Source organism: Nocardia sp. NPDC055053 (genome assembly GCF_053608285.1).
The window spans coordinates 9392-32256 of sequence record NZ_JBSGVD010000003.1; the positions used below are offsets into that span (position 1 = coordinate 9392).

Annotated in this window: 6 protein-coding genes; 4 read left to right on the forward strand and 2 right to left on the reverse strand. The window is 68.5% G+C overall.

What is annotated here, in order from left to right; genetic code table 11:
* The first annotated feature begins 114 nt into the window (after positions 1 to 114).
* On the forward strand, positions 115 to 795 hold the full coding sequence (locus ACWF82_RS03950) for a TetR/AcrR family transcriptional regulator (protein WP_452497743.1): 681 nt from the start codon (positions 115 to 117) through the stop codon (positions 793 to 795).
* Here ACWF82_RS03950 and ACWF82_RS03955 read toward each other — a convergent pair.
* Together ACWF82_RS03955 and ACWF82_RS03960 are read right to left on the reverse strand one after the other, a co-directional pair.
* Complete coding sequence (locus ACWF82_RS03955) at positions 756 to 17831, reverse strand: amino acid adenylation domain-containing protein (protein WP_452497745.1); 17076 nt, start codon at positions 17829 to 17831, stop codon at positions 756 to 758. The two genes, ACWF82_RS03950 and ACWF82_RS03955, sit on opposite strands and share 40 nt — an antisense overlap.
* A gap of 189 nt (positions 17832 to 18020) precedes the next feature.
* On the reverse strand, positions 18021 to 19643 hold the full coding sequence (locus ACWF82_RS03960; RefSeq protein ID WP_452497747.1) for a GMC oxidoreductase: 1623 nt from the start codon (positions 19641 to 19643) through the stop codon (positions 18021 to 18023).
* Between the two features lie 151 nt (positions 19644 to 19794).
* On the opposite strand from ACWF82_RS03960, the gene ACWF82_RS03965 reads away from it, so the two are divergent.
* The 3 genes from ACWF82_RS03965 to ACWF82_RS03975 all read left to right on the forward strand — a co-directional run bounded on the left by ACWF82_RS03965 (position 19795) and on the right by ACWF82_RS03975 (position 22845).
* A complete protein-coding gene (locus tag ACWF82_RS03965) occupies positions 19795 to 21036 on the forward strand; it encodes a cytochrome P450 (protein WP_452497749.1) in 1242 nt (413 codons plus the stop codon).
* Positions 21037 to 21103: 67 nt separating this feature from the next.
* Positions 21104 to 21805, forward strand: a complete 702-nt coding sequence (locus tag ACWF82_RS03970; protein WP_379309531.1) for a response regulator — start codon at positions 21104 to 21106, stop codon at positions 21803 to 21805.
* Positions 21802 to 22845: a HAMP domain-containing sensor histidine kinase gene (locus tag ACWF82_RS03975; RefSeq protein WP_452497751.1), complete on the forward strand. Its 1044-nt coding sequence runs from the start codon at positions 21802 to 21804 to the stop codon at positions 22843 to 22845. The genes ACWF82_RS03970 and ACWF82_RS03975 overlap by 4 nt, the downstream gene beginning before the upstream one ends.
* The last annotated feature ends 20 nt before the right edge of the window (positions 22846 to 22865 follow it).

The following is a 22865-nucleotide window of genomic DNA, read 5'->3' on the forward strand; positions in this document are numbered from 1 at the left end:
CGGATCGATCGCGCAGGTTCGGCTATTTGCCTGAACACTAGTGTTAGATTAATGGTTGATGGCGGTACCGTGTCAAGCTTTCCGCGGTTGACCCGCGGTTGTGAGGGAGGTGCGATGTCCGGTGATTCCGCCACGGTGCGCCGTGGTCGCCCGCCGCAGACGCAAGAGCAGGCCGATGAGGTCCGCGCCAGGATCGTCGAGGCGACCGCGGCCGTGTTCGCGCGCAACGGCTCGCGCGGGTTGAGCGTCGCCCAGATCATCGAGCAGGCCGGGCTGGCCAGGCCCACCTTCTACCGCTATTTCGGCAATGCCACCGAGCCGCTGCACGCGGTGCTGACCGCGTCCAACGACGGTCTGGTCGGCGGGATCCGGGAGGCGCTGACCGGCACCGACGAACCGGTCCAGCTGGGTATCCGGCTGATCGACGCCTATGTGGACTGGGCTCGCGGCCACGGCCCGATGCTGCGTCCACTCTTCGCCGAGCTCCACGACCCCGGCTCCCCCGTTTCGGCCTACCGGGAGCGGGCCCTCGACGATATCCGCGACCTGGTCCGCAAGACCTTCGATGAGCTGGGCCGCCCTGTGCCCGCCCCGCTCGATATGGACGCGGCCCTGCATGTCTGCGAATACATCGTCTACCGCCTCACCGCGGGCACCGAGCCGGGCAGTGATCCCGATCCGGCTCTGGATTCCGAAGCCCGCGTCACCATGATCCGGGTCCTGCTGGTCACGCTCGGCACCCGCGACGACCTCGCCTACGCCATGGAACTGCCCGGCCTCTTCCGCGACGCCTGACCCGCGCCGACCCCGGAACCAGCTCCACCGCGCCTGAAGTGCTCGGCGAGAGCGAGCCCGATGGCGCGGAGCGCGTCCGGGTCGGTCATCCGTTCGTGCCGGACGGGAATGCGGTGTTCGGCGATCCGGCCGGTGATGTGGTCGTGCCAGGCGAGAGCGGGTGAGGCGCCGTCGTCGGTGCCGTCCGCGGCGGAGCTGAAGTAGATCAGGTCACCGTCGAAGAGTGCCGGGCGGTGGTCGCGGGTGTGATCGACGAGTCGGGTGTAGTCGCGGTGCAGGGTCTCCAGATGCTCGGGGGTCAGGACGGTGAAGAGTCCGCCTTGCCGGTGCAGTAGCTCGGCCGCGAGCTCCATGGTTGGCTCGGCGGGGAGCTCGGCGGCGGTGAGGCCACCGAACTCGGTGAGCAGGTCGACGGCGGTGGGTTCGGGAGTGCGGCCGCCGCGGTCGGTGACGACGCGGGTGTCCATCATGGCCAGGGTCGCGACCGGTTCGCCGGCGCGGCGCAGCTGGACGGCGATGGCGTGGGCGATGGTGCCGCCGAGCGAGTAGCCCAGCAGGTGGTAGGGGCCGTGCGGCTGGATGGACCGGATCTCCCGGACGTAGCGGGCGGCGAGGTCGTCGAGCGAGCCGAACCGGGCGGTGGGGTCGCTCAGCGTCGGGGATTGCAGCCCGAGGACGGGTCGGTCGTGGTCGAGGTGCTGCACGAGTCCGCTGAAACCCCACGCCACTCCGATGGCCGGGTGGACACAGAACAGCGGTGGCTCGGCGCCCGCGGCACGCAGCGGGAGCAGGACCGAGAGCGCGTCGCCGGGTTCCTGTTCGTCGAGGCCGCGCAGGCGGGCGTCGATGCGGCGGGCCAGCGACTGCGGTGTCGGATCGGTGAAGACCCACTGGATCGGCACGTCGGCACCGGTCGCGTCCACCAGCCGCGCCACGAGTTGGGTGGCGGCCAGCGAGTTTCCGCCGAGGGCGAAGAAGCCGTCGTCGACGCTGACGCGTTCGATATCGAGAGTCCGGGCGAAGGCGTCGCAGACGGTGGCCTCGAGCGGGGTGGACGGCGACCGGAACCGGGCGGGTCCCAGCTCGGGCGCGGGGAGAGCCTTGTAGTCCAGTTTCCCGGTGGGGGCCAAGGGGATTCGGTCGAGAGTGAGAATGGCGGTGGGGATCATGTGCGTGGGCAGCCGGGTCGCGAGGTAGCCGGTCAGCGCGCCGATGTCGGGTGTGGTGTCCGGGACGGGAACGACGTAGCCGGTGAGCTGGTCGGTGCCGTTGGGGTGGGTATGGACGGTGACGGCGGCGTAGGTGATGTCGGGGTGGCTGCGCAGCGCGGCTTCGATGTCGCCGCGTTCGATGCGGTGGCCGTGGATCTTGAGTTGCAGGTCGCTGCGGCCTCGGTAGTGCAGGGTCCGGTCGGCGGTCCAGGTGACCAGGTCGCCGGTGCGGTACATCCGTGTCCCCGGCGGGCCGTAGGGATCGGCGACGAACCGGGCCGCCGTGGTGGTGGGCTGATGGTGGTAGCCGCGGGCGAGGCCTGGTCCGGACACGTACAGTTCACCCGCGACGCCGGGTGGGACGGGGCGCATCCTGCGGTCGAGGACGACGGCGGTGAATCCGCGGGTCGGGCCGCCGAAGGTCATCGGGCTGTCGCCGGTGCTGGTCCGGGGAGCGTCGGCGCAGCTCATGATGGTGGTTTCGGTGGCGCCGTAGGAGTTGATCACCGTGCGGCCCGGTATCCATTGCCGGGCCAGGGCCGGTGGGCAGGTCTCGCCGCCGAGGATCAGGGTGCGCAGGGTATCGAGTTCGCCGGGGGGCAGCGAGGCGAGCACCGTCGGGGTGAAGGCGGCATGGGTGACGTGTTCGGCGGCGATCGACTCGGCCAGTTCGGCGCCGGCGACGACGGCTGCGGGGGCGAGGACCAGGGTGGCGCCTGCCGCCGCGGCGCTGACCAATTCGAGGACCGAGACGTCGAAGGTCAGCGCGGCGGCGGCCAGCACGCGCGAGTCCGGGGTGAGGCCGAACCGTTCCCGTGTCTCGGCGGCGAGATCGGCGATCCCGCTGTGGGTGACCAGCACACCTTTGGGAATCCCGGTCGAGCCCGAGGTATAGATCAGGTAGGCCGGATGCTGCGGCCGCAGCGGGCTCGTGCGGTCGGCGTCGGTAATCGCGGTGGGCGAGGCCGACGCCGTCGCCGTGGCGAAGGACGGGTCGTCGAGGGCGAGCCAGTTCACGGTGTCCGCCAGCCGATCCCGGTGGGCGGACAGTGTCAGCCCCACGGCGGCACCGGAATCGGTGAGGATGCGGGTGATCCGGTCGTGTGGATGGGCGGGGTCGACCTGGACGAACGCGCCGCCGGATTTGGCGACCGCCCACACGGCGACCACGGCGTCGATCGAGCGCGGTAACGCGATGGCCACCAACGATTCCGGTCCGATGCCCGCGCCGATCAGAACCCGGGCCCAGCGGTTCGAGGTTTCGTCGAGTTCGCGGTAGGTCAACCGGACACCGTCGCAGACCACCGCCTCGGTATCCGGCGTCATCGCGGCCGTCAGCACCCGCGGCAACACCGACATCGCCGCACCGGGCAGGCCGCGAACGGGTACCAGCGTGGCGCGCTCGGCCGGCGAGAGCAGTTGCAGCCGGACCAGCGGGAGGTCGATGTGTTCGGCGATGGTGTCGAGCACGCGCAGCATCCGGTCGGCGATGACGTCGATCTGGTTCCGGGTGAACAGTTCCGGCAGATACTTGAACGTCAGGTGCACCTGGGTGTCGTGGTGGACGACGAGACCGAGCGGATAGTGCGCGGCGTCGCGGCCGTGCACGTCGAGGACACGCATGCCCGCGATGTCGGTGTCCGCGGACAGCCCCGACCGATCCACCGGGTAGGACTCGAGGACGGTCACGGTGTCGAACATCGCGCCGGGCCCGGCCACGCGCTGGATCTGCGCGAGCCCGAGGTGCTGCTGGTCGAGCAGCGAGGCTTGCTCGGTCTGGATGCGCCGCAACAGCTGAGCCAGGGTTTCGCGGTGGTCGAGCCGGATCCGGACGGGCACGGTGTTGACGAACATCCCGACCATCGACTCGATACCGGGGATCTGCGGATGACGCCCGGAGACGGTGGTGCCGAAGACCACGTCCTCGCGGGCGGTCGAGGTGGCGAGCACAATCCCCCAGGCCGCTTCGACGACGGTGTTCAGCGTGGCCTCGTGCCGGTGGGCCGCCGCGATCAGGGCCGCGGTGCGCTGTTCGCTCAGCCGCACCCGGACTTCGCGCGCGGCGACGGTGGTCCGGCGACCGCGGTCCGCGGGCGCCAGCAGGGTCGGCTCGGCGATGCCGTCGAGTGCCCGCGCCCACGCGGCTTCCGCCACGTCCTGGTCCTGGGCGTTCAGCCACCTCAGGTAATCACGGTAGGGGCGCACCGGGGGCAGGATCGTGGCGTCGCCCGCGCCGGCGTAGAGGGTCAGCAGTTCCCTGATCAGCAGGGGCGTCGACCAGCCGTCGATCAGGATGTGATGCATGCTCACCAGCAGCCGGTACCGCTGGGGCGCGGTGCTGACCAAGGTGAGTCGCAGCAACGGCGCCGTGGTGAGGTCGAAGCAGTCGCGGCGGTCGGCGTCCATGAGCCGTTCGAGCGCGACCTCGATGTCGTCGCGCCCGGTCCAGTCGAGCTCGGTGAACGGCACATCGACGTACCGGTGCACCACCTGGACCGCGTCGCCGATGCCCTTGCGCGGGAACGCGGTCCGCAGGTTCGGGTGCCGTCCGAGGAGCGTCTGTGCCGCGTGGCGCAGCCGGTCCGGGTCGACGCGCCCGCCGAGTTCCACCCAGAGTTGCACCAGGTAGGCGTCGATGGTGCCGTCGGCGAGCTGGGCGTGGAACAGCAACCCCGTCTGGAGCGGCGTGAGTGGCCAGATGTCGTCCAGCGCCGAACGTCCGGCCTCCAGCTGGTCGATCGCCTCCTGGTCGAGGTCGACGAGGTCGAGGTCGGAGGGGGTCAGGCCGCCTGCACCGGGCCGGGACGCGTGGGTGGCCAGCGCGGTCACCGCGTCGCGCCACATGTCGGCGAGCTCGGTGACTTCGGCGGCGGTGAGCAGGCCGCTCGGATACTCCCAGGCGGCGGTCAGAGTCGGCCCGTCCGAGGTGTCGATGGTGACCGCGTTGACGCCGAGCGGGGAGGCGACGGGTGCGTCGGGGTTCTGGATGCTGCCGCCATCGGTGTCCTCGCCCGCGGGCAGCCACCCGGCATCGCGCAACGCGACGGGGGTGGTGTCCAGCCTGCCGAGATAGTTGAAACTCACTAGAGGGGTGGGCAATTCACGCAGGATGGGCGCGGTCTCGGCGTTGAGATAGCGCAGCAGCCCATAGCCGATCCCGCGGTGGGGGACCTGCCGGAGTTGTTCCTTGACCGACTTGACGATCGCCGCCGCGGCGGGCCCGGCGGCGAACGCGTCGTCGATGTCGATACCGGACAGGTCGAGCCGCACCGGATAGTTGGTGGTGAACCACCCGATGGTGCGGGTGAGGTCGGCGCCGGGGAGCACCGTGTCGTGGCGGCCGTGGCTTTCGAGGGTGAGCAGCGTCTCGGTGACTGTGTTGCCGCGACGGCGCTGCCATCGCGCCAGCGCCAGCGCGAGCCCGGCGACGAGGGCGTCGTCCACGTTGCCGTGGAACGCCCGGGGCAGGGTGGTGAGGACGGCGCGGGTCACCGCGGGAGGTAGCGCCACCTCGACAGTGGCGGCGGTGGCGTGCACGTCGACGGCCGGATCCAGCGGGCGGGCACCGAGCGGCGGATCGGCCGCACCGAGCGTGGACCGCCACCAGTCGAGTTCGTCGAGGCCATCGGCGGCGGTCTCCAGCGCGTGCGCCCAGCGTCGCATCGAGGTACCGACCGGGGCGAGCCTCGGCCGTTGACCGACGCTGCGCTGGGCCCACGCCGCGGCGAGATCGGGAATGAGGATCCGCCACGACACGCCGTCGATGACCAGATGGTGTGCGACGACGAGCAGCCTGCCCGGCTGTCCCGCCCGGTCGAACCAGACCAGCTGCAGCGTGATCCCGGCCGCGGGGTCGAGGCGCTCGGCCGCGGCATTCGCCTCGGCGTCGAGGAGCGCGGCGAAGTCGAGTGCCGCGTCCACCGGAACGCGCCGGATCAGTTCGGCGGCGGGCGGCGCGGTCGGCTGTACCCGCAGCGCCCAGCCCGAGGTGTGCGCGGGGTCCGGGTGCAGACGGGCCCGCAGCATGTCGTGCTGGTCGAGCACCGCCTGAATGGTGGCATCGATGCCGGCGGCGTCGATGTCGGCCGGCAAAGTGAGCAGCACCCACTGGCAGAACCGGTCGAAGCCACCGCGTTCGAACATCCAGCACATGATCGGTGTCAGCGGTATCGGCCCCACTCCCCCGCCGGGCAGTTCCGCGGGCAGGGCGGTCGCCGCGGCGCCGTCGTCGACAACGGCGATCTCGGCAAGCCCGGCAACGGTTTTGCGCTCGAACACCTCGCGCGCGGAGAACGCGACACCGGCCGCCCTGGCCCGGGTCACCAACTGGATCGACATGATGCTGTCGCCGCCCAGCGCGAAGAACGAATCGTCGAGACCGACCGTGTCGATACCCAATACCTCGGCGAACAGTCCCGCCAGCGTCGTCTCCACCTCGGTGGCCGGTGCCCGGAATTCGGCTCTGCCCGTGGTGAAGTCCGGCTCCGGCAGTGCGGTGCGGTCGAGCTTGCCGTTCGCCGTCACCGGCAGCGCATCGAGGACGACGACGATCGCGGGCACCATGTGCGAAGCCAGCCGCTCGCCGGCGAACGCGAGGATCGCGGCCGCGTCGAGATCGACGGCGGGCTCGGGCTCCACATACCCGATCAACCGATCACCGATGACGGGGTCCCGATGCAGCGTCGCCACTGCGTCGGCCACGCCCGGACAGGCCACCAGAGCCGATTCGACCTCGCCGAGTTCGACGCGGAAACCACGAATCTTGACCTGGAAATCCGACCGGCCCACATAGTCGAGCGCCAGACTCCCGTCCGGCAGCCGCAGCCACCGCACCAGGTCGCCGGTCCGATACATGCGCTGTCCCGGGACCGCGAACGGATCGGCGACGAACCGCGACGCGGTCAGACCCCTCGCGTTGCGGTAACCGCGCGCCAGACCCGGGCCCGCCAGATACAACTCCCCGGTGACCCCGACCGACACCGGCCGCAACCACCCGTCGAGCACGACCTGCCCGACCCCGCGAATCGGTCCGCCGATCGTCACCGCCACGCCCGGCGCCAGCGGCGGACCGGCATCGGTGAGAATCGTGGCCTCCGCCGGACCGTAGGCGTTGAAGAAGCTACGGCCCGGTGCCCACCGCGACACCAGTTTGGGTGAGGGCGCCTCGCCGCCGACCACGACGGTCCCGAGGTCATCGAGCCCGTCCGGATCGACCGTCCCCAAGGCCGCCGGAGTCATCACGGTGTGGGTCACCTTCTCGCGCGACAGGATCTGCGCCAGCTCGCCCCCGCCGTAGACGGTCGGCGGCGCGATCACGAGTCGCCCGCCCGCCCCGAACGCCCAGAGCTGTTCCAGCACCGCCACATCGAAACTGGGTGATGCGAAATGCAACACCCGGGCACTCGGCCCGATGCCGAATCGCGCACATTGTTCGGCCACCAGATTCGCCAAACCTCGATGCGACACCATCACCCCCTTCGGCACACCTGTCGAGCCGGATGTGTAGATCACGTACGCCGCGGTGCCGGCCCGCACCGGCGATGTTCGCTCCGTATCGGTCACCAGCCCCGCGGGCACCTCCGCGACCTCCGCGGCGAACGCCGGCTCGTCGAGAACCAGCCACCGCACCTGCCCGGGCAGCCGAGCACACCACTCCGACAGGGTGATTCCCACCACCACACCCGAATCGGAGAGCATGTGCTCGACCCGGCCTGCCGGGTACTGCGGATCCACCGGTACGAACGCTGCCCCCGACTTGGCCACCGCCCATACCGCCAGAACCGCTTCGACCGATCGCGGCAATCCCACCGCGACACTCGCCTCCGGCCCCACCCCCTGACCGATCAACACGCGAGCCAGCCGATTCGACTCCGCGTCCAGCTCGCTGTAGGTCCACCGCCGATCCCCGCAGACCACGGCGACCGCCCCCGGATCCCGCTGCACCACTGCCGCCAGCATCTCCGGCAACACCTGCTCCGGCACCGCCGGAGCACCCGACACCGGCGTCAGCTCCCGGCGGTCTGCCGGGGCGAGCAGATCCAGCCGGGCCAGCGGCAGATCCGGGTCGGCGACGGCGGCGCCGATCACGTGCAGAACCCGCTGCAGGGTAGCCGCCATCGTGTCCTGGTCGAAGAGTTCGCGCAGGTACTTGATTTCCAGGCGTAGTCGCGTGTTGTCGATGCGCGCGATCATGGCCAGTGGATAGTGCGCGCCGTCTGTGCCGGTCACGTCGACCAGCCGCATGCCGGCGATATCGGTGTCCGCGGTCAGCCCACCACGATCGATCGGGAAGGATTCGAACACCGTGATCGTGTCGAATACCGTCCCCGGCCCGGCCACCCGCTCGATGTCGGTCAGGCCGACGTAGTGGTGCTCGAGCAAGGCGGCCTGCTCGGCCTGGATCCGGCCGAGCAATTGCCCCACGCTCTCGACGGGGTCGAGCCGCACGCGCACCGGCAGGGTGTTGATGAACAGCCCGATCATCGATTCGATGCCCGCGACCTGTGCGGGTCGTCCGGATACCGTGGCGCCGAAGGTCACATCGTCGCGGGAGGTCAACGCGCCCAACACGATCGCCCATGCCATCTGGAGCACGGTGTTGACGGTGATGCCACGGGCCCGCGCGAGGTCGGTCAGCGCCGCGGTCTGCTCCTCGGTCAGTTCGCCGAGCACCGCACGCAATCCGGTGTATCGGCGGCCGGGGTCGGTCGGGGCCACCAGGGTCGGTCCGTCGGTGCCGTCGAACGCGCGCGTCCAGGCGTCGAGCGACGCGGCCGGGTCCCGCTCGGCGATCCACGCCAGGAAGTCCCGATAGGGACGGACATCCGGCAGTATCGCGGGGTCGCCGTCGGTGGCGTAGAGGATCAGGAACTCCTTGAGGAGCAGCGGCGTCGACCAGCCGTCGAGCAGCAGGTGATGATTGGTCAGCACCAGCCGGTAGTGCTCCGGCTCCGTGGTGACCAGCATCCAGCGCAGCAGCGGGGCACGAGCTGGGTCGAACCGGGTCGCGCGGTCCGCGGCCATCAGCCGATCCCACTCGCGACGGCGGGCACCGTCGTCCAGCCCGGACAGGTCGATCTCCGACCAGGGCGCCGCGGCGTCGTCATCGACCACCTGCACCGGTCCCGCGGCGGTGTCGGCGACGAAGGCGCTGCGCAGATTCGGATGCCGGTCGAGCAGTACCTGCCCGGCTCGGCGCAGCCGCTCCGGATCGACCTGTCCGCGCAACTCGAGGACCAACTGCACCAGGTAGGCGTCCATCGAATCCTCGGACACCAGCGTATGGAACAGCAGCCCCTCCTGGAGCGGAGTCAACGGCCAAACGTCGCTCAATGCCGGATAGCCGGCTTCGAGTCGCTCGATCTCGGCCTGCCCGAGCCTGACCACCTCGAGATCCGACGGCGTGCGGCCGCCGGTCCCGGCGCGGTGGATGTGTGTCGCCAGCGCGGTCAATACCCGGGACCACGATTCCGCCATGTGGCGCACCTCGTCGGCGGTGAGCACCCCCGCGGGATACGACCAGACCGCCCGCAACCGTGGCCCGCCCTCGCTGTCGAAGGTGGCGGCGTGGATGTCGAGCGCCGCCGACACCGGCGTAGCCGGATTCTGTGCCCCGGCGAGATCGTCCACCGGCAGCCATCCGGCCGACGGCGTTGTTTCGGAGACATAGCCGAACCTGATCTGCGGCGTCGGCAGAGTCGCGAGTATCGGTCCGGTCTCGTCGTCGAGGTAGCGCAACAAGCCGTAGCCGATTCCATGATCCGGGACCGCCAGCAGCTGTTCCTTGACGGACTTGACCGCCGCACCCAGCGCCGGGCCACCGACACCCGCGTCGTCGAGATCGATGCCCGAAAGATCCAGGCGCATCGGATAACTCGTCGAGAACCGGCCGACCGTCCGGCTCAGATCCGAGCCGGGGACGGCGGCTTCCTCGCGGCCGCGCCCTTCGAGGCCGACCACCACATCCGTGCGCGGGCCACCGGAGGCCGCACGATCGCGCCGCCACTTCGTCACCGCTATCGCCAGCGCGGCCAGCAGTCCGTCGTCCACACTGCCGTGGAATGCCGCGGGCACCTCGGTCAGCAGCGCCTCGGTCACCTCGGCCGAGACTTCGACCTCGACCGTGCGTGTGGTGGCAGCCACGTCGATCGCGGGGTCGAGGGGACGGGACCCGATCACCGGATCGTCCGCGGCTGTCATCGCTTGCCACAGTACGAGTTCGGCGACCCGCTCCGGGCTTCGGGCCGACTCGACCAGTCCGTGCGCCCACCTGCGCATCGATGTCCCGACCGGGGCCAGGTCCGGTAGCTCGCCGGACGCGATCCGTGCCGACGAAGCCGCGAGGTCCCCCACCAGCACCGGCCAGGACCCCCTGTCGATCACCGAAAGATGTACCAGCACAAGTACTCTGCCCGGCTCCCCGGCTTCGGCCGGATCGAACCAGACCACCTGCAGGACAGTTCCGGCGCCCGGATCGAGCCGGTCCGCGGCGGCATCCAGCTCCGCCGCCGCCGCACGGAACTCGACGCCTCCGGGCTTCCCCGCCATCGCCACCCGAGAGACGACATCGTCGGCCCGAACCGCCCCGACCGGCAGCACCTCCCACGTCCAGCTTCCGTCGGCGCCCTGGCCCAGCCGTGCGCGCAGCATGTCGTGCCGATCGAGTACGGCCTGCACCGCGTCCGCCAGCCGCTGCTGGTCGATTCCCACCGGCAGATCCAGTACTACTCCCTGCGAGAGGAGGTCGAACCCCGACTCCGCTCGTTCGATCAGCGCTCGCATGCTCGGCGTCAGCGGCATCGGCCCGACACCTCCGCCGGGCAGTTCCTCCGGAAGACCGGTCGCCGCGGTGCTGTCGCGCACGGCGATCGCGGCCAGACCGGCGACGGTTTTGCGCTCGAAGACATCGCGTGCGGAGAACACCACACCCGCCGCTCCAGCTCGGGTGACCACCTGGATCGACATGATGCTGTCACCGCCGAGCGCGAAGAACGAATCATCGAGACCGACTCTGTCGATACCCAGTACATCGGCGAAAGCATCGGCGATCGCGTGTTCGATCGATGTCTCGGGCGCCCGGAACGGTTGGCGATCGGCGAATACCGGATCCGGCAAAGCCTTTCGGTCCAATTTGCCCACCGGCGTCAACGGAATCCGGTCCAGCACCATGATCGAAGCCGGAACCATATAGGACGGCAACCGGCCACCGAGGTACTCGGTGAGGATCGCCGCATCAACCGAACGGCCCGGTGCGGCAGCGACATACGAAACCAGCGATACCGCCCCGGAAGCGCTGTGATGGCCGATGGTGGTGGCGAAACCGACGGACTCGTGCGCTGCGAGCGTCGTATCGATCTCACCGAGCTCGATCCGCAGACCACGAATCTTCACCTGGAAATCCGATCGGCCCAGATGCTGAATCGTCCCCTCAGCCGTCCACCGGACCACATCACCGGTCCGGTACATGCGGTCACCAGGCAGCCAGGGGCACGCGACGAAACGCTCGGCCGTCAGAGCTGCCCGGCGGTGGTATCCCCGCGCCAGCAGCGGCCCCGCGACATACAGTTCACCCGCCACACCGACCGGCACAGGTTGCAGCCGCTGATCCAGCACCCATTCCGAGACACCGCGAATCGGGCTGCCGATCGTGACCAGATCCCCCGCCACCAACGGTGCGCTCTGGTTCGTCGTGATCGTGGCCTCGGTCGGACCATATTCGTTCACCATGTCGCGAGTGCTGCCCCACCGCTCGACCAACTCGGTGCCGTAGTCCTCACCACCGACCGCCAGGTGTCCCCAATCCGGTAGCGGCCACCGGGTGTGATCGATGGTGGACAGGGCGGTGGGCGTGATGAGGACGTGCGTGACGTGCTCGTGGTCGAGGAGTTCGGCGAGTTCGTCGCCGCCGTACACATCGCTGGGTGCGATGACCATGGTCGCGCCCGCGCACGTCGCCAGCAGCAGTTCCAGCACCGATACATCGAAGCTCGGCGAAGCCAGATAGAGAGTCCGGGAATCGGATTCGATGTGCAGGGCGATCTGGTGCTCGGTGGCGCAGTTGCCGAGTCCGCGATGGGTGACCGCCACGCCCTTGGGTAGTCCGGTCGAGCCGGACGTGTAGAGGACGTAGGCGATGTCGTCGACACGCAACGGGCGCACCCGGTCACCGTCGGCCACCGGACGGTTCTCCCCCTCGTCGAGATCGTCCGGTGTCAACCACTCGATATCGCTGGGCAATCGCGCGCGCACCGCGGCTACCGTCAGACCGATCGCGGTTTTCGAATCGGCCATCATGTGCGTGATGCGTTCGCCGGGGTGAGTCGGGTCGATCGGCAGGAACGCGGCGCCCGACTTGGCGACAGCCCACACCGCGAGCACGGAATCCGTGGACCGTGACATCCCGATCGCGACAACATCCTCCGGACCGATACCGCGTCGGATCAGTAGCCGGGCCCAGCTGTTCGAACGCTCGTCCAGCTCCTGATAGCTGAGCTGCTGTCCCTCGAACACGATCGCGGTGGCGTCGGGATCCCGTGCGGCAGCCGCGGTCAGCAAGTCGGCCAGCGTGGTCGGCGTTGCCATGGGCGCACCGGAATGCGTCAGCAGATCGGCGCGCTCGGCGGAGTCCAGTATCTCGACGGCCCCCACCGACACCGTCGGATCGGTGGCCACCGACTCGAGTATCCGCATCCACCGCCGCATCAGCGCATCGATCGTGCCGGGCTCGAACAGATCCGTGGCGTAGGTGACCGCCACAGCCATCTCGCCGCCGATCTGGTTGTCCGACAGCACCAATTGCAGGTCGAAGCGCGACACGTCGTTGGGCAGGTCGAGCACCTCGACGTCGAGACCGGGCAACGTCAGCCGCACCTGTTCCAGATTCTGGAATGCCAGCATGACCTGGAACAGCGGGTGCCGGGACGGGGAACGGTGCGGAGCGAGGTGATCCACCAGTTGTTCGAAGGGAACGTCGGCGTGCCCGAAGGCATCCAGATCGGTCTGCCTGATCCGGTCGAGCAGGCCGGTGAACGATTCATCGAGATCGATGGCGGTCCGCAAGACCAGGGTGTTGACGAACATGCCGATCACATCGTCGAGTTCGGCCGCACCGCGTCCGGCGACCGGTGTGCCGATCGGAATATCGGTGGTGCCGCTCAACCGGGCGAGCAGGACAGCGAGCGTGCCGTGGATCACCATGAACAGGGAGGCATTGTGTTGCCGCGCAAGCGTTCCCAAGGACTGGATCACCTCGGCATCGACCGTGTAGCCGGCGGTGGCGCCGCGATGGGACGCCACCGCGGGCCGCAGCCGGTCGGCCGGGAGCCGAAGTTCCTCGGCGACGCCGTCCAGCATCGCGGTCCAGTATCGGATTTGCCTGGCGCACAGTGATTCCGGATCGTCGGGCGAGCCGAGGGCGGCTCGGTGCCACAGTGCGTAGTCCGCGTACTGGACAGGCAGCGGTGTCCACGACGGGATTTCTCCGCGGGTCCGGGTGGTGTACGCGATCGTCACGTCGCGGGCCAGCGGTGTCATGGAGAAACCGTCCGCGGCGATGTGGTGCACCACGACGGCCAACACGTGGTCGGGCTCCTCGTCACCGGCCGCACGGAACAATCGGGCTCGGACCGGCACCCGCGTGCTCACGTCGAAGCCTTCGGTGACGAATTCGGTGATCGCCGCGTCGAGTTCGCTCGGCGATACCGAGACCAGGGCGAGCTCGGGCTCTACCTCGTCGGCGGGTTCGATCACCTGGATCAGTGTTCCGTCGTGATCCGGGTACCGCGTCCGCAAAGACTCGTGCCTGCGCAGCACGTCGACCATGGCCGATCGCAGGGCGTCGACGTTCAGCTCGCCACGCAACCGGATGGCGATCGGCACATTGTAGGCACCCGAACTGGTGTCGTACTGGTTGAAGAACCACATCCGCTGTTGGGCAGGCGCCAGGGGCACGAGATCGGGGCGCGGCCCGGCGACCAGTGGTGGACGCCGTCGCCCGGCACCCGCATACTGCTCGATGTGGGCCGCGAGCGCCGCTACCGTGGGTGCCTCGAACAACACCCGCACCGGAATCTCGGTATCCAGGGTGGACCCGAGTCGCGCTGCCACCCTGGTCGCGACCACGCTGTCACCGCCGAGGGCGAAGAACGAATCATCGAGACCGACCGCGTCGATTCTCAAGACTTCGGCGAAGGATTCGGCGATCATGCGTTCGATCGGTGTCTCGGGTGCCCGGAACGGCTTGCGGTCGGTGAATACCGGATCCGGCAATGCCTTTCGGTCCAGTTTGCCCACCGGCGTCAATGGAATCCGGTCCAGCACCATGATCGAAGCCGGAACCATATAGGACGGCAACCGGCTGGTGAGGAATTCGGTGAGGGCCTGTGTATCGATCGAACGCCCAGGCGCGGCAACGACATACGAAACCAGCGATGCGGCCCCGGACTCGCTGTGGTGGCCGATGGTCGTGGCGAAACCGACCGTCTCATGAGTGGCGAGCGTGGCATCGATCTCACCCAGCTCGATCCGCAGACCACGAATCTTCACCTGGAAATCGGACCGGCCCAGATGCTGAATCGTCCCCTCGGCCGTCCACCGGACCACATCACCGGTCCGGTACATCCGTTCACCAGGTAGCCACGGGCACGCGACGAAACGCTCCGCCGTCAAATCGGCGCGGCGGTGGTATCCACGGGCCAGCAGCGGACCCGCGACATACAGTTCGCCCGCCACACCGACCGGCACCGGTTGCAGCCGCTGACCCAGCACCCATTGCGAGACACCGCGAATCGGGCCACCGATCGTGACCAGCTCCCCAGCCACCAACGGTGCGGACATCGTCGCGGCAATGGTGGTCTCGGTGGGCCCGTACTCGTTGAATACGCTACGGCTGCCATTCCAGCGCTGGACCAGCTCGCTGCCGTAGTTCTCGCCACCGACCAGCAGATACCGCAAATCCGGTAGTGGCCAGCGGGTATGGTCGATGGTGAACAGTGCCGTCGGTGTGATGAGGACGTGGCTGACCTGTTCGCGGTCGAGCAGTGTGGCGAGTTCGTCGCCGCCGTAGACATCGTGGGGTGCGATGACCATCGTCGCGCCCGCACACAGAGCCAGCAACAATTCCAGGACCGATACGTCGAAGCTCGGCGAGGCCAAATGCAAAGTACGGGAACCAGATTCGATGCGCATGGCGCTGCAGTGCTCGGCAGCACAGTTGCCGAGGCCGCGGTGGGTGACCGAGACACCTTTGGGCAGCCCGGTCGAGCCGGAGGTGTAGATGACATAGGCGATATCGTCGACACGCAACGGGCGCACCCGGTCACCGTCGGCAACGGGAAGGTTCTCCCCCTCGTCGAGGTCCTCCGGTGTCAACCAGGTGATGGTGCCGGGCAACCGAGATCGCACCGACGAAACCGTCAGGCCGATCACGGTTTTCGAATCGGTCAGCATGTGTGTGATGCGTTCGCCGGGATGGGTCGGATCGATCGGCAGGAACGCGGCACCCGATTTGGCGACAGCCCACACCGCGAGCACGGATTCAGGAGAACGCGGCATCGCGATGGCGACGACATCCTCGGGGCCGAGACCACGCTGGATCAGTTGTCGAGCCCATCGATTCGAACGCTCGTCCAGCTCTTCATAGCTCAGCCGCTGCCCGTCGAAAACGATCGCCGCGGCCTCGGGGTCGTGCGCGACGGCCGTGACCAGCAAGTCGGCCAGCGTGGTCGGCGGCGCGGTCGGTGCGCCGGAGCGCGACAACAGATCGGCTCGCTCGGCGGGCTCGAGGACTTCGATCATCCCGACCGGCACCGTCGGATCGGTGGCCACCGACTCGAGTATCCGAATCCACCGGCGCATCAGAGAATCGATCGTCGCCGGGTCGAACAGCTCCGCGGCGTAGGTGATCGCTACCGCCATCGCGCCACCACCGTGGTTGTCCGACAGCGCAATCCGCAGATCGAGCGGAGTCACCTCATCGGGCAGCGCCTTCCGATCCAGATTCTCGAATGCCAACAGCACCTGGAACAGGGGATGCCGGGACTGCGACCGCTGCGGAGCGAGTTCGTCCACCAGTTGTTCGAACGGAACATCGGCATGCTCCGAGGCATCGAGATCGAGGTGTCTGGTCCGGTCGAGCAGATCGGTGAACGATTCGTCGAGATCGATCTCGGTCCGCAAGACTAGCGGGGCTTCGCCGCGCCCGGCGACCGGCATGCCGATCGGGATATCGGTCGTCCCGCTCAACCGGGCAAGCAGGACAGCCAGCGTGCCCTGAATCACCGTCGGCAAGTCCGAATGATATTGCCGTGCAAGTCTTTCCAGCTCCTGTCTCAACTCGGCATCCACGCGGTAATCGGCGGTCGCGGCCCGGCTCGACAGCACAGCAGGCCGCGGCCTGTCGGCAGGCAGACGAAGCTCCAGCGGCAGATCCGCGAGCGCGGCTCGCCAGAACGCCAGATTCTCGCGTCGGCGCCGTATGCCGGCGCCGTGGCGGGCGCTGCCGGGGTGGACCTGCCCGAGATCAGTGTCCGGTGCGGCGGCGGCGAACGCGTCGAGGAACTCCGTGAATCCGGTGTGATGCGCCGAGAGTTCCGCTTCGGTGTAGCGGTTGGGGTTGGCCAGGAAATGGAGGATCGTCTGCGGCGGGTCTCCCGCCTGGTACACGTCGACCAGCAAATCATCGACCGGGCCTGAGCTGAGTATGTGGAATTCCGCCGTCATCGACCCGAGCCGGAGTTCCTGGGGGAAGAACATCACGTTCACCACCGGGCCGGCGAAACGCCGCTGCCCGTTGTTCCCCGCGGCGGCGCGAATGTCGACCAGGCCGCACCGCTGATGCCGCAAAGCCCCGATCAGGTCGGCCTGCGTCCGCCGCACCAGCGACGCGACCGTATCGCCGGGGCCGAGCACGATCGGCAGCGGCACGACGTTGACGAAGACTCCCCCGGAGCGCCGCAATACCGCGGTCGTGCGGCCGGAAACGGGAATATTGACCACGACCTCGTCCCGTCCGGTCATCCGGGCCAGATAGGTCCCGAATGCCGCGATCACCACCGCGGCCGGGGTCGCCTCCAGCAGGGTCGCGGATTGATCGATCCGTCCCACTGTGTCGGTGGGCAGTTCGGCTTTCGCGACCACACTGTCCGCGCTCGCGGGGGCTGTCCCGGCGGCCAGGCTGGAATCGCCGTCGACATCGGCGAGTCTGTCCACCCAATAGGCCTGGTCGCTGGTGAACCGGGTCGACTCCCGGTAACTGCGGTCGGCCTCGTAGAGGGTGCGCAGGTCCGCCGCCCGATTCGGCTCGGCTGTCCGGCCTTCCACCGCCGCGGTATACAGCGCCGCGACCCGGTTCACGATCGTCATCGCGGCGTAACCATCCACAGCGACATGGTGAACCCTGAGATACCACAGGAAATGCCGATCCCCGACCTGCACCACCACCCAGGCGACCAACCGGTCCCTGGTCATATCCAGCGGTGTCGTGTACTCCCGGCGCATCCACTGCAAAGCCGCCGCCATGGGATCCGGTTCCCCACGCAGATCGATGAGCGGCCCCCGCGAAGCCAATGACGGGTCGAACAACTGATACGGCTCACCGTCGACCTCTACCAGCCGCAAATAACCCGATTGAAATTCGAGACCCGTTTGAATCGACACCGTCCGCAGTATCTCGAGATCCAGATCCCCATGGAACTCGAGATACTGCGCCTCGCAGATCGGCACGTCAGGGCTCCATTGTTGCGCCAGCCACAGCCCCCGCTGCCCTGCCGACAGTGGCACCGGGCGATCACCCCGGTCGGACGGAAACTGTTGTCGCGCAATGGTCATCAGCGGCCTCCAGAACCCACCGCGCCAGTGTAAGCCGACTGGTCGGCCGCCGTGTACCCCGGACCGATGATCATGACCGCGAAGTAATGAATAAATTTACGAAGGCGATATGCAGCTCGACTTCGATACCCCACTGCAATTACTTCGATGCCCAATTGCAGGGTGTGTCTGCAACACTCCCGTCGCTTATTACTCCCCTGAACCAATGATCTGCTCGATATTGCGCTCAGCCAGCGCGCTGATCGTCAACGACGGGTTCACCGTTCCGGTGCTACCGGGCACAGCCGCCCCGTCCATGACGTACAGGCCTCGATAGCCGACGACCCGGCCGTATCCGTCGGTCGCTCGGCCGAGCACCGCGCCGCCCAGCGGATGTGAGGTGAACGAGGCGTCCCCGCTCGCGACCGGCGGGCCGATGGGCACGCAGTCGCAGGCCGCGGTGATCTTGTCGTTGACTTCCTGCGCTCGCGCGAGATAGCCCGCCTGGCCGTTGGGCGGCCACCACAGGTTCACCCGCCCATCGGCCGGGTTGTAGACGAACCGGCCGCGGGTGTCGTCGAGCACCATGCCCAGCGATCCGAGCGTGCCGACGTCGACCGGCAGCGCGCCGGGGATGAACCAGCTCTCCAGCGATACCGGTGCGCCCCCCGCCTCGTCCAGAATCCGGCTCGTGGACGGCGCGCCCTGCGTGCCCACCTCGAGTGAGGTCAGCGGCCGCGCCAGGCCGACATCGCCGTTGGTGCCCCAGCCCTCGCCGATGTGTTCGTTCAGGTTCGGCAGCGCGCCGGTGTCCCGCGCGCGCACCAGCAGCTCGGAGGTACCGATGGAGCCCGCACCGAGAAACAGCTTGTCGCAGGTCAGCGTCCGGGTTCGGAGCACCTCGCCGGTAGGTGCCAGTTTGGTCACGCTGACGACATAGCGACCCGGGCCGTCCGCGGCGATGGCGTCCACCCGGTGGCCGGGATAGATCCGGGCACGACCGGTGGCCTCGGCATAGCGCAGGTAGTTCTGGTTGAGATCGAACTTCGCGCCGTTGGAATTGCCGAGGTTCGAACAGCCGACCGTCGCCGACGGCATCGATCGCCCGGCCAGCTCGTCGCGGAGGACGTGCCAATTCCACATGCCGTCGATGCGCTGCGGCGTATAGCCTGCCGTGCGGACCTGCCCGTCCCAGGCTCGCGCGTGCGCGAACGCGATGGAGTGGTAGAGGTCGTCGGGTATCGGGCTCGGCCGCAAGGTCTCCCGGACCCTGGGGTAGTAGACATCGTGCATCTCGCGGTAGCCGACCACACCGCCGAACAGCTGGTCGAAGAACCGCTGCTCCGGTTCGATCATCACTCCGGTGAACACCACCGAGCCGCCGCCGACGCACGCACCGCGCCACACGTCGATGCCCGGGTAACTGGTGATGTCGAGGACCCCGCCGAATGGATCGAGCGCGATGGGCCTCCCGGTCACGGCGGTGAAGGCGGTGCGCTGCCAGAAGCCACGGCCGTCCGGAAACGTGTCGACGGCGAAGATGTCACGCCAGAGATCATTCGGCCAGCGCGACCCGCGCTCGAGCACGGCGACCTCGGTCCCGGACTGGGCCAGGCGCAGCGCGGCGATCGACGCCCCGAATCCCGATCCGATGACGATCGCGGGCACATGATCGGCCGGATCCGGTAGCGGCGCGAAGATCTCCGGCACCAGTGCGCGGTACACCAACACCGGTGGGCTGAGGCCGTAGTCTTGCGCCCACGCCGCGGACGTGCCCGTGGACAGCATCGTCGCAGCCAGGCCGACACCCTTGATGAATCCGCGCCTGTCCATCGTGCCCCTCACCTGAGCTGAAGGCTTGCCGATTCAGGCTAGCCGAGAATTAGCCAACCATGCCTGAGGCGCTCTACCATGGGGAGATCTTGCGTGGGAGGTGACGACGATGTTGACGCGCGCATGGTTTCGGTGGCTGATTGTCCATCGCATGACTCGGACCTATCTCCTGATGTCGTTGCGGCGCGGTGATCCCCTCGCGCAGATCCTGGCCGGACCTGATCGCGGGCGTGGCGCGCCGCGCTCCATCGAGGAGATCCGGCAGCTGGGGCGGATGCCCACCGTCTCGAAGGTGCGCGTGACCGCGGACCACGAGATCTGCAAGCTCATCCTGCGGGACCGTCGCTTCGGCGTGGTCACGCCCAACAATCAGGCCCTGCCGCAGCTGATGCGCTGGGTGTTGACCAAGACGGATCTGGAACTTCCCAACCTCGCCGAACCGCCCTCGATGCTGGTGACCGATCCGCCCGAACACACCGTCTACCGCCGCCTGGTCGGGCAGGCGTTCGCGCCGAAGGCGATCGCCAAGCTCAGGGAACGGGTCGTCGAGGTGACCGATGACCTGCTCGACGGCATGAAGTCGACGCCGCGACCGGATCTGATCGACGAGTTCTGCGAGCGGTTGCCCATCGCGATCATCGCCGAGCTGCTCGGGTTGCCCGACGACATGCATTCCACCCTGCTGCGGTGGGGCGACACCGGTGCGCCGCTACTCGACCGGGGCCTGACCTGGACCACTTTCCGCCGCGCCGTCGAGGACATGGCCGAGGGGCAGGCGTATTTCGACGAGCAGATCGCCCAGCGCACCGAGGACCCGGGCGACGACGTGCTCAGTACGCTGGTGACCGGTGGCGAGCTCACCCACCGCGAGCAGGTGGCCAACGCGGCCCTGCTGCTCGACGCCGGATTCTTGACGACGGTGAACATGCTCGGCAACGGAATCGCCCTGCTGACAAGACATCCGGAACAGCTGGAAATGCTGATGGAGCGGCCGGAGCTGTGGCCGGGCGCGGTCGAGGAGATCCTGCGCTACGACGGTCCCATCCGGATCACGGGCCGCATCGCGAGCTCCGACATCGACATCGCCGATCAGCACGTCGAATACGGTTCCTTTGTCCTGCTGTTGCTGGCGGGCGCCAACAAGGACCCCACCGTCTTCGCCGAGCCCGAACGATTCGATGTGACCAGACCCAATGCCGCGGAACATCTCTCGTTCAGCGGCGGCGTGCACAGCTGCCTGGGATCCAGCCTCGCCCGCCTGGAAGGCACCATCGCGCTGCGCGCCCTCTTCGAGCGGTACCCCGACCTCCACCTGGACGGCCCCCCGATCCCGCGCGGCCTGGTGAACCTGAACAGCTACCGCTCCATGCCCGCCATGCTGCATGCCGCCTGACGCGCTGCACACAGAATCTCCACAATTGGCGACGCAACCCTCCACACCCGCTCGCTAGGGTCTGACCATGGAATTCAGTGGGGGCGGGTCAGGACAGCCCGCGCGGCGGATCCTCGTCGTCGACGACGAGGTGACGATCGCCGAGTCGGTCGCGGCGCGGTTGCGGGCCGAGGGGTTCGCGGTCGACCTTGCGCACGACGGTCCGGGTGCGGTGGCGGCGGCCGCCGCGGGGGAACCCGATCTGGTGGTGCTCGATGTGATGCTGCCCGGCTTCGACGGGCTCGAGGTGTGCCGACGTATCCAGGCCGACCGGCATGTCCCGGTGCTCATGCTGACCGCGCGCACCGACGAGACCGACCAGCTGATCGGGCTGGGCGTCGGCGCCGACGACTACCTGACCAAACCGTTCTCGATGCGGGTGCTCGCTGCCAGGGTGCATGCCCTGCTGCGGCGGGTCGAGCGGGCCGCCGAGCGTGGTGACAGCGCGATCGTCGTCGGTGATCTGCGCATCGACCTCGACGAACGGCGCGTCTGGCGCGGCGCCACCGAGGCCAGGCTGACCCCGCTGGAGTTCGATCTGCTCACCCGTCTCGCGCAACGGCCGCGGGCGGTGCTGGCCAGGGAGCGGCTGCTCGAGGACATCTGGGATTGGTCGGACGCCTCGGGCACCCGCGCGGTCGACAGCCACATCAAGGCGTTGCGCCGCAAACTCGGCGCCGATCTGATCCGCACCGTGCACGGTGTCGGCTACGCCTTGGACGCGCGATGAGCGAGGTGCCGGCCGAGGCACCGCGCGGCTTCCTCGATCGGGTCGCCGACCGGATGCCGCGACCGCTGGATCCGCTGCGCTCGATCAAGCTGAAGCTGGCCGTGCTCATGGTCTGTTCCGGTGCGGTGGCGTTCGCCTACTTCTGGTTGCGGATCGGCTGGCTGCCGACGTTCACCACGCTCACCGCGATGATCATCGCGCTGGTCACCTCGCAGTTCCTCGCGCACGGCATCACCCGCCCGCTGCGGGAGATGACCGCGGCCGCACGGCGAATGGCGCACGGCGACTACAGCTTCCGGGTCAGGGCCAGTTCCCGGGACGAGGTGGGTCAGCTGGCGAACGCGTTCAACCAGATGGCGGCGGATCTGGCCGCGGCCGATCGGCAGCGCCGCGACCTCATCGCCAATGTCTCCCACGAACTGCGCACGCCGGTGACGGCGCTGCACGCGGTGCTGGAGAACATCGTCGACGGGATCAGCGAACCCGATCCGGCGACCCTGCGCACCGCGCTGGCCCAGACCGAACGGCTCGGCCTGCTCGTGTCCGAACTGCTCGACCTGTCCAGCATCGAGGCGGGCGCGTTCACGCTGGACCGGGAAAAACTGCCGCTCGCACCGCTGTTGGCGGAGGTGATCGCCGAGGCGGAGGTGATGACGGCCGCGCTCGGTCGCGGTGTCCGCTTCACCACATCGATCGAACCGGCCGACGCCACCGTGCACGCCGACCGGGCCCGGCTGCACCAGGTGCTGTTCAACCTGCTCGACAATGCCGCCAGGCACGGCCCGGCGGGCGGTGAGGTCCGGGTCTGGGCGCACACCGCGCCGGGAGCGACGGTGCTCGAGATCTCCGACGACGGTCCCGGCATCCCGGAAGCCGACCGCGCCACCGTCTTCGACCGTTTCACCCGGGGCGGCCGCACCGACGGCGGCGGCACCGGTCTCGGCCTCGCCATCGCCCGCTGGGTGATCGACCTGCACGACGGCACCATCGCCGTCGCCGACCCCGGCTCCCGCATCCGCGTCGTCCTGCCCACCCACTGACCCGACCACATCCAGGCACA

Excerpts from the sequence above, each read along its gene's own strand:
- ACWF82_RS03960 (WP_452497747.1), bottom strand. The coding sequence starts at position 19,643 with ATGGACAGGCGCGGATTCATCAAGGGTGTCGGCCTGGCTGCGACGATG.
- ACWF82_RS03965 (WP_452497749.1), top strand. The coding sequence starts at position 19,795 with ATGACTCGGACCTATCTCCTGATGTCGTTGCGGCGCGGTGATCCCCTC.
- ACWF82_RS03970 (WP_379309531.1), top strand. The coding sequence starts at position 21,104 with ATGGAATTCAGTGGGGGCGGGTCAGGACAGCCCGCGCGGCGGATCCTC.
- ACWF82_RS03955 (WP_452497745.1), bottom strand. The coding sequence starts at position 17,831 with ATGACCATTGCGCGACAACAGTTTCCGTCCGACCGGGGTGATCGCCCG.
- ACWF82_RS03950 (WP_452497743.1), top strand. The coding sequence starts at position 115 with ATGTCCGGTGATTCCGCCACGGTGCGCCGTGGTCGCCCGCCGCAGACG.
- ACWF82_RS03975 (WP_452497751.1), top strand. The coding sequence starts at position 21,802 with ATGAGCGAGGTGCCGGCCGAGGCACCGCGCGGCTTCCTCGATCGGGTC.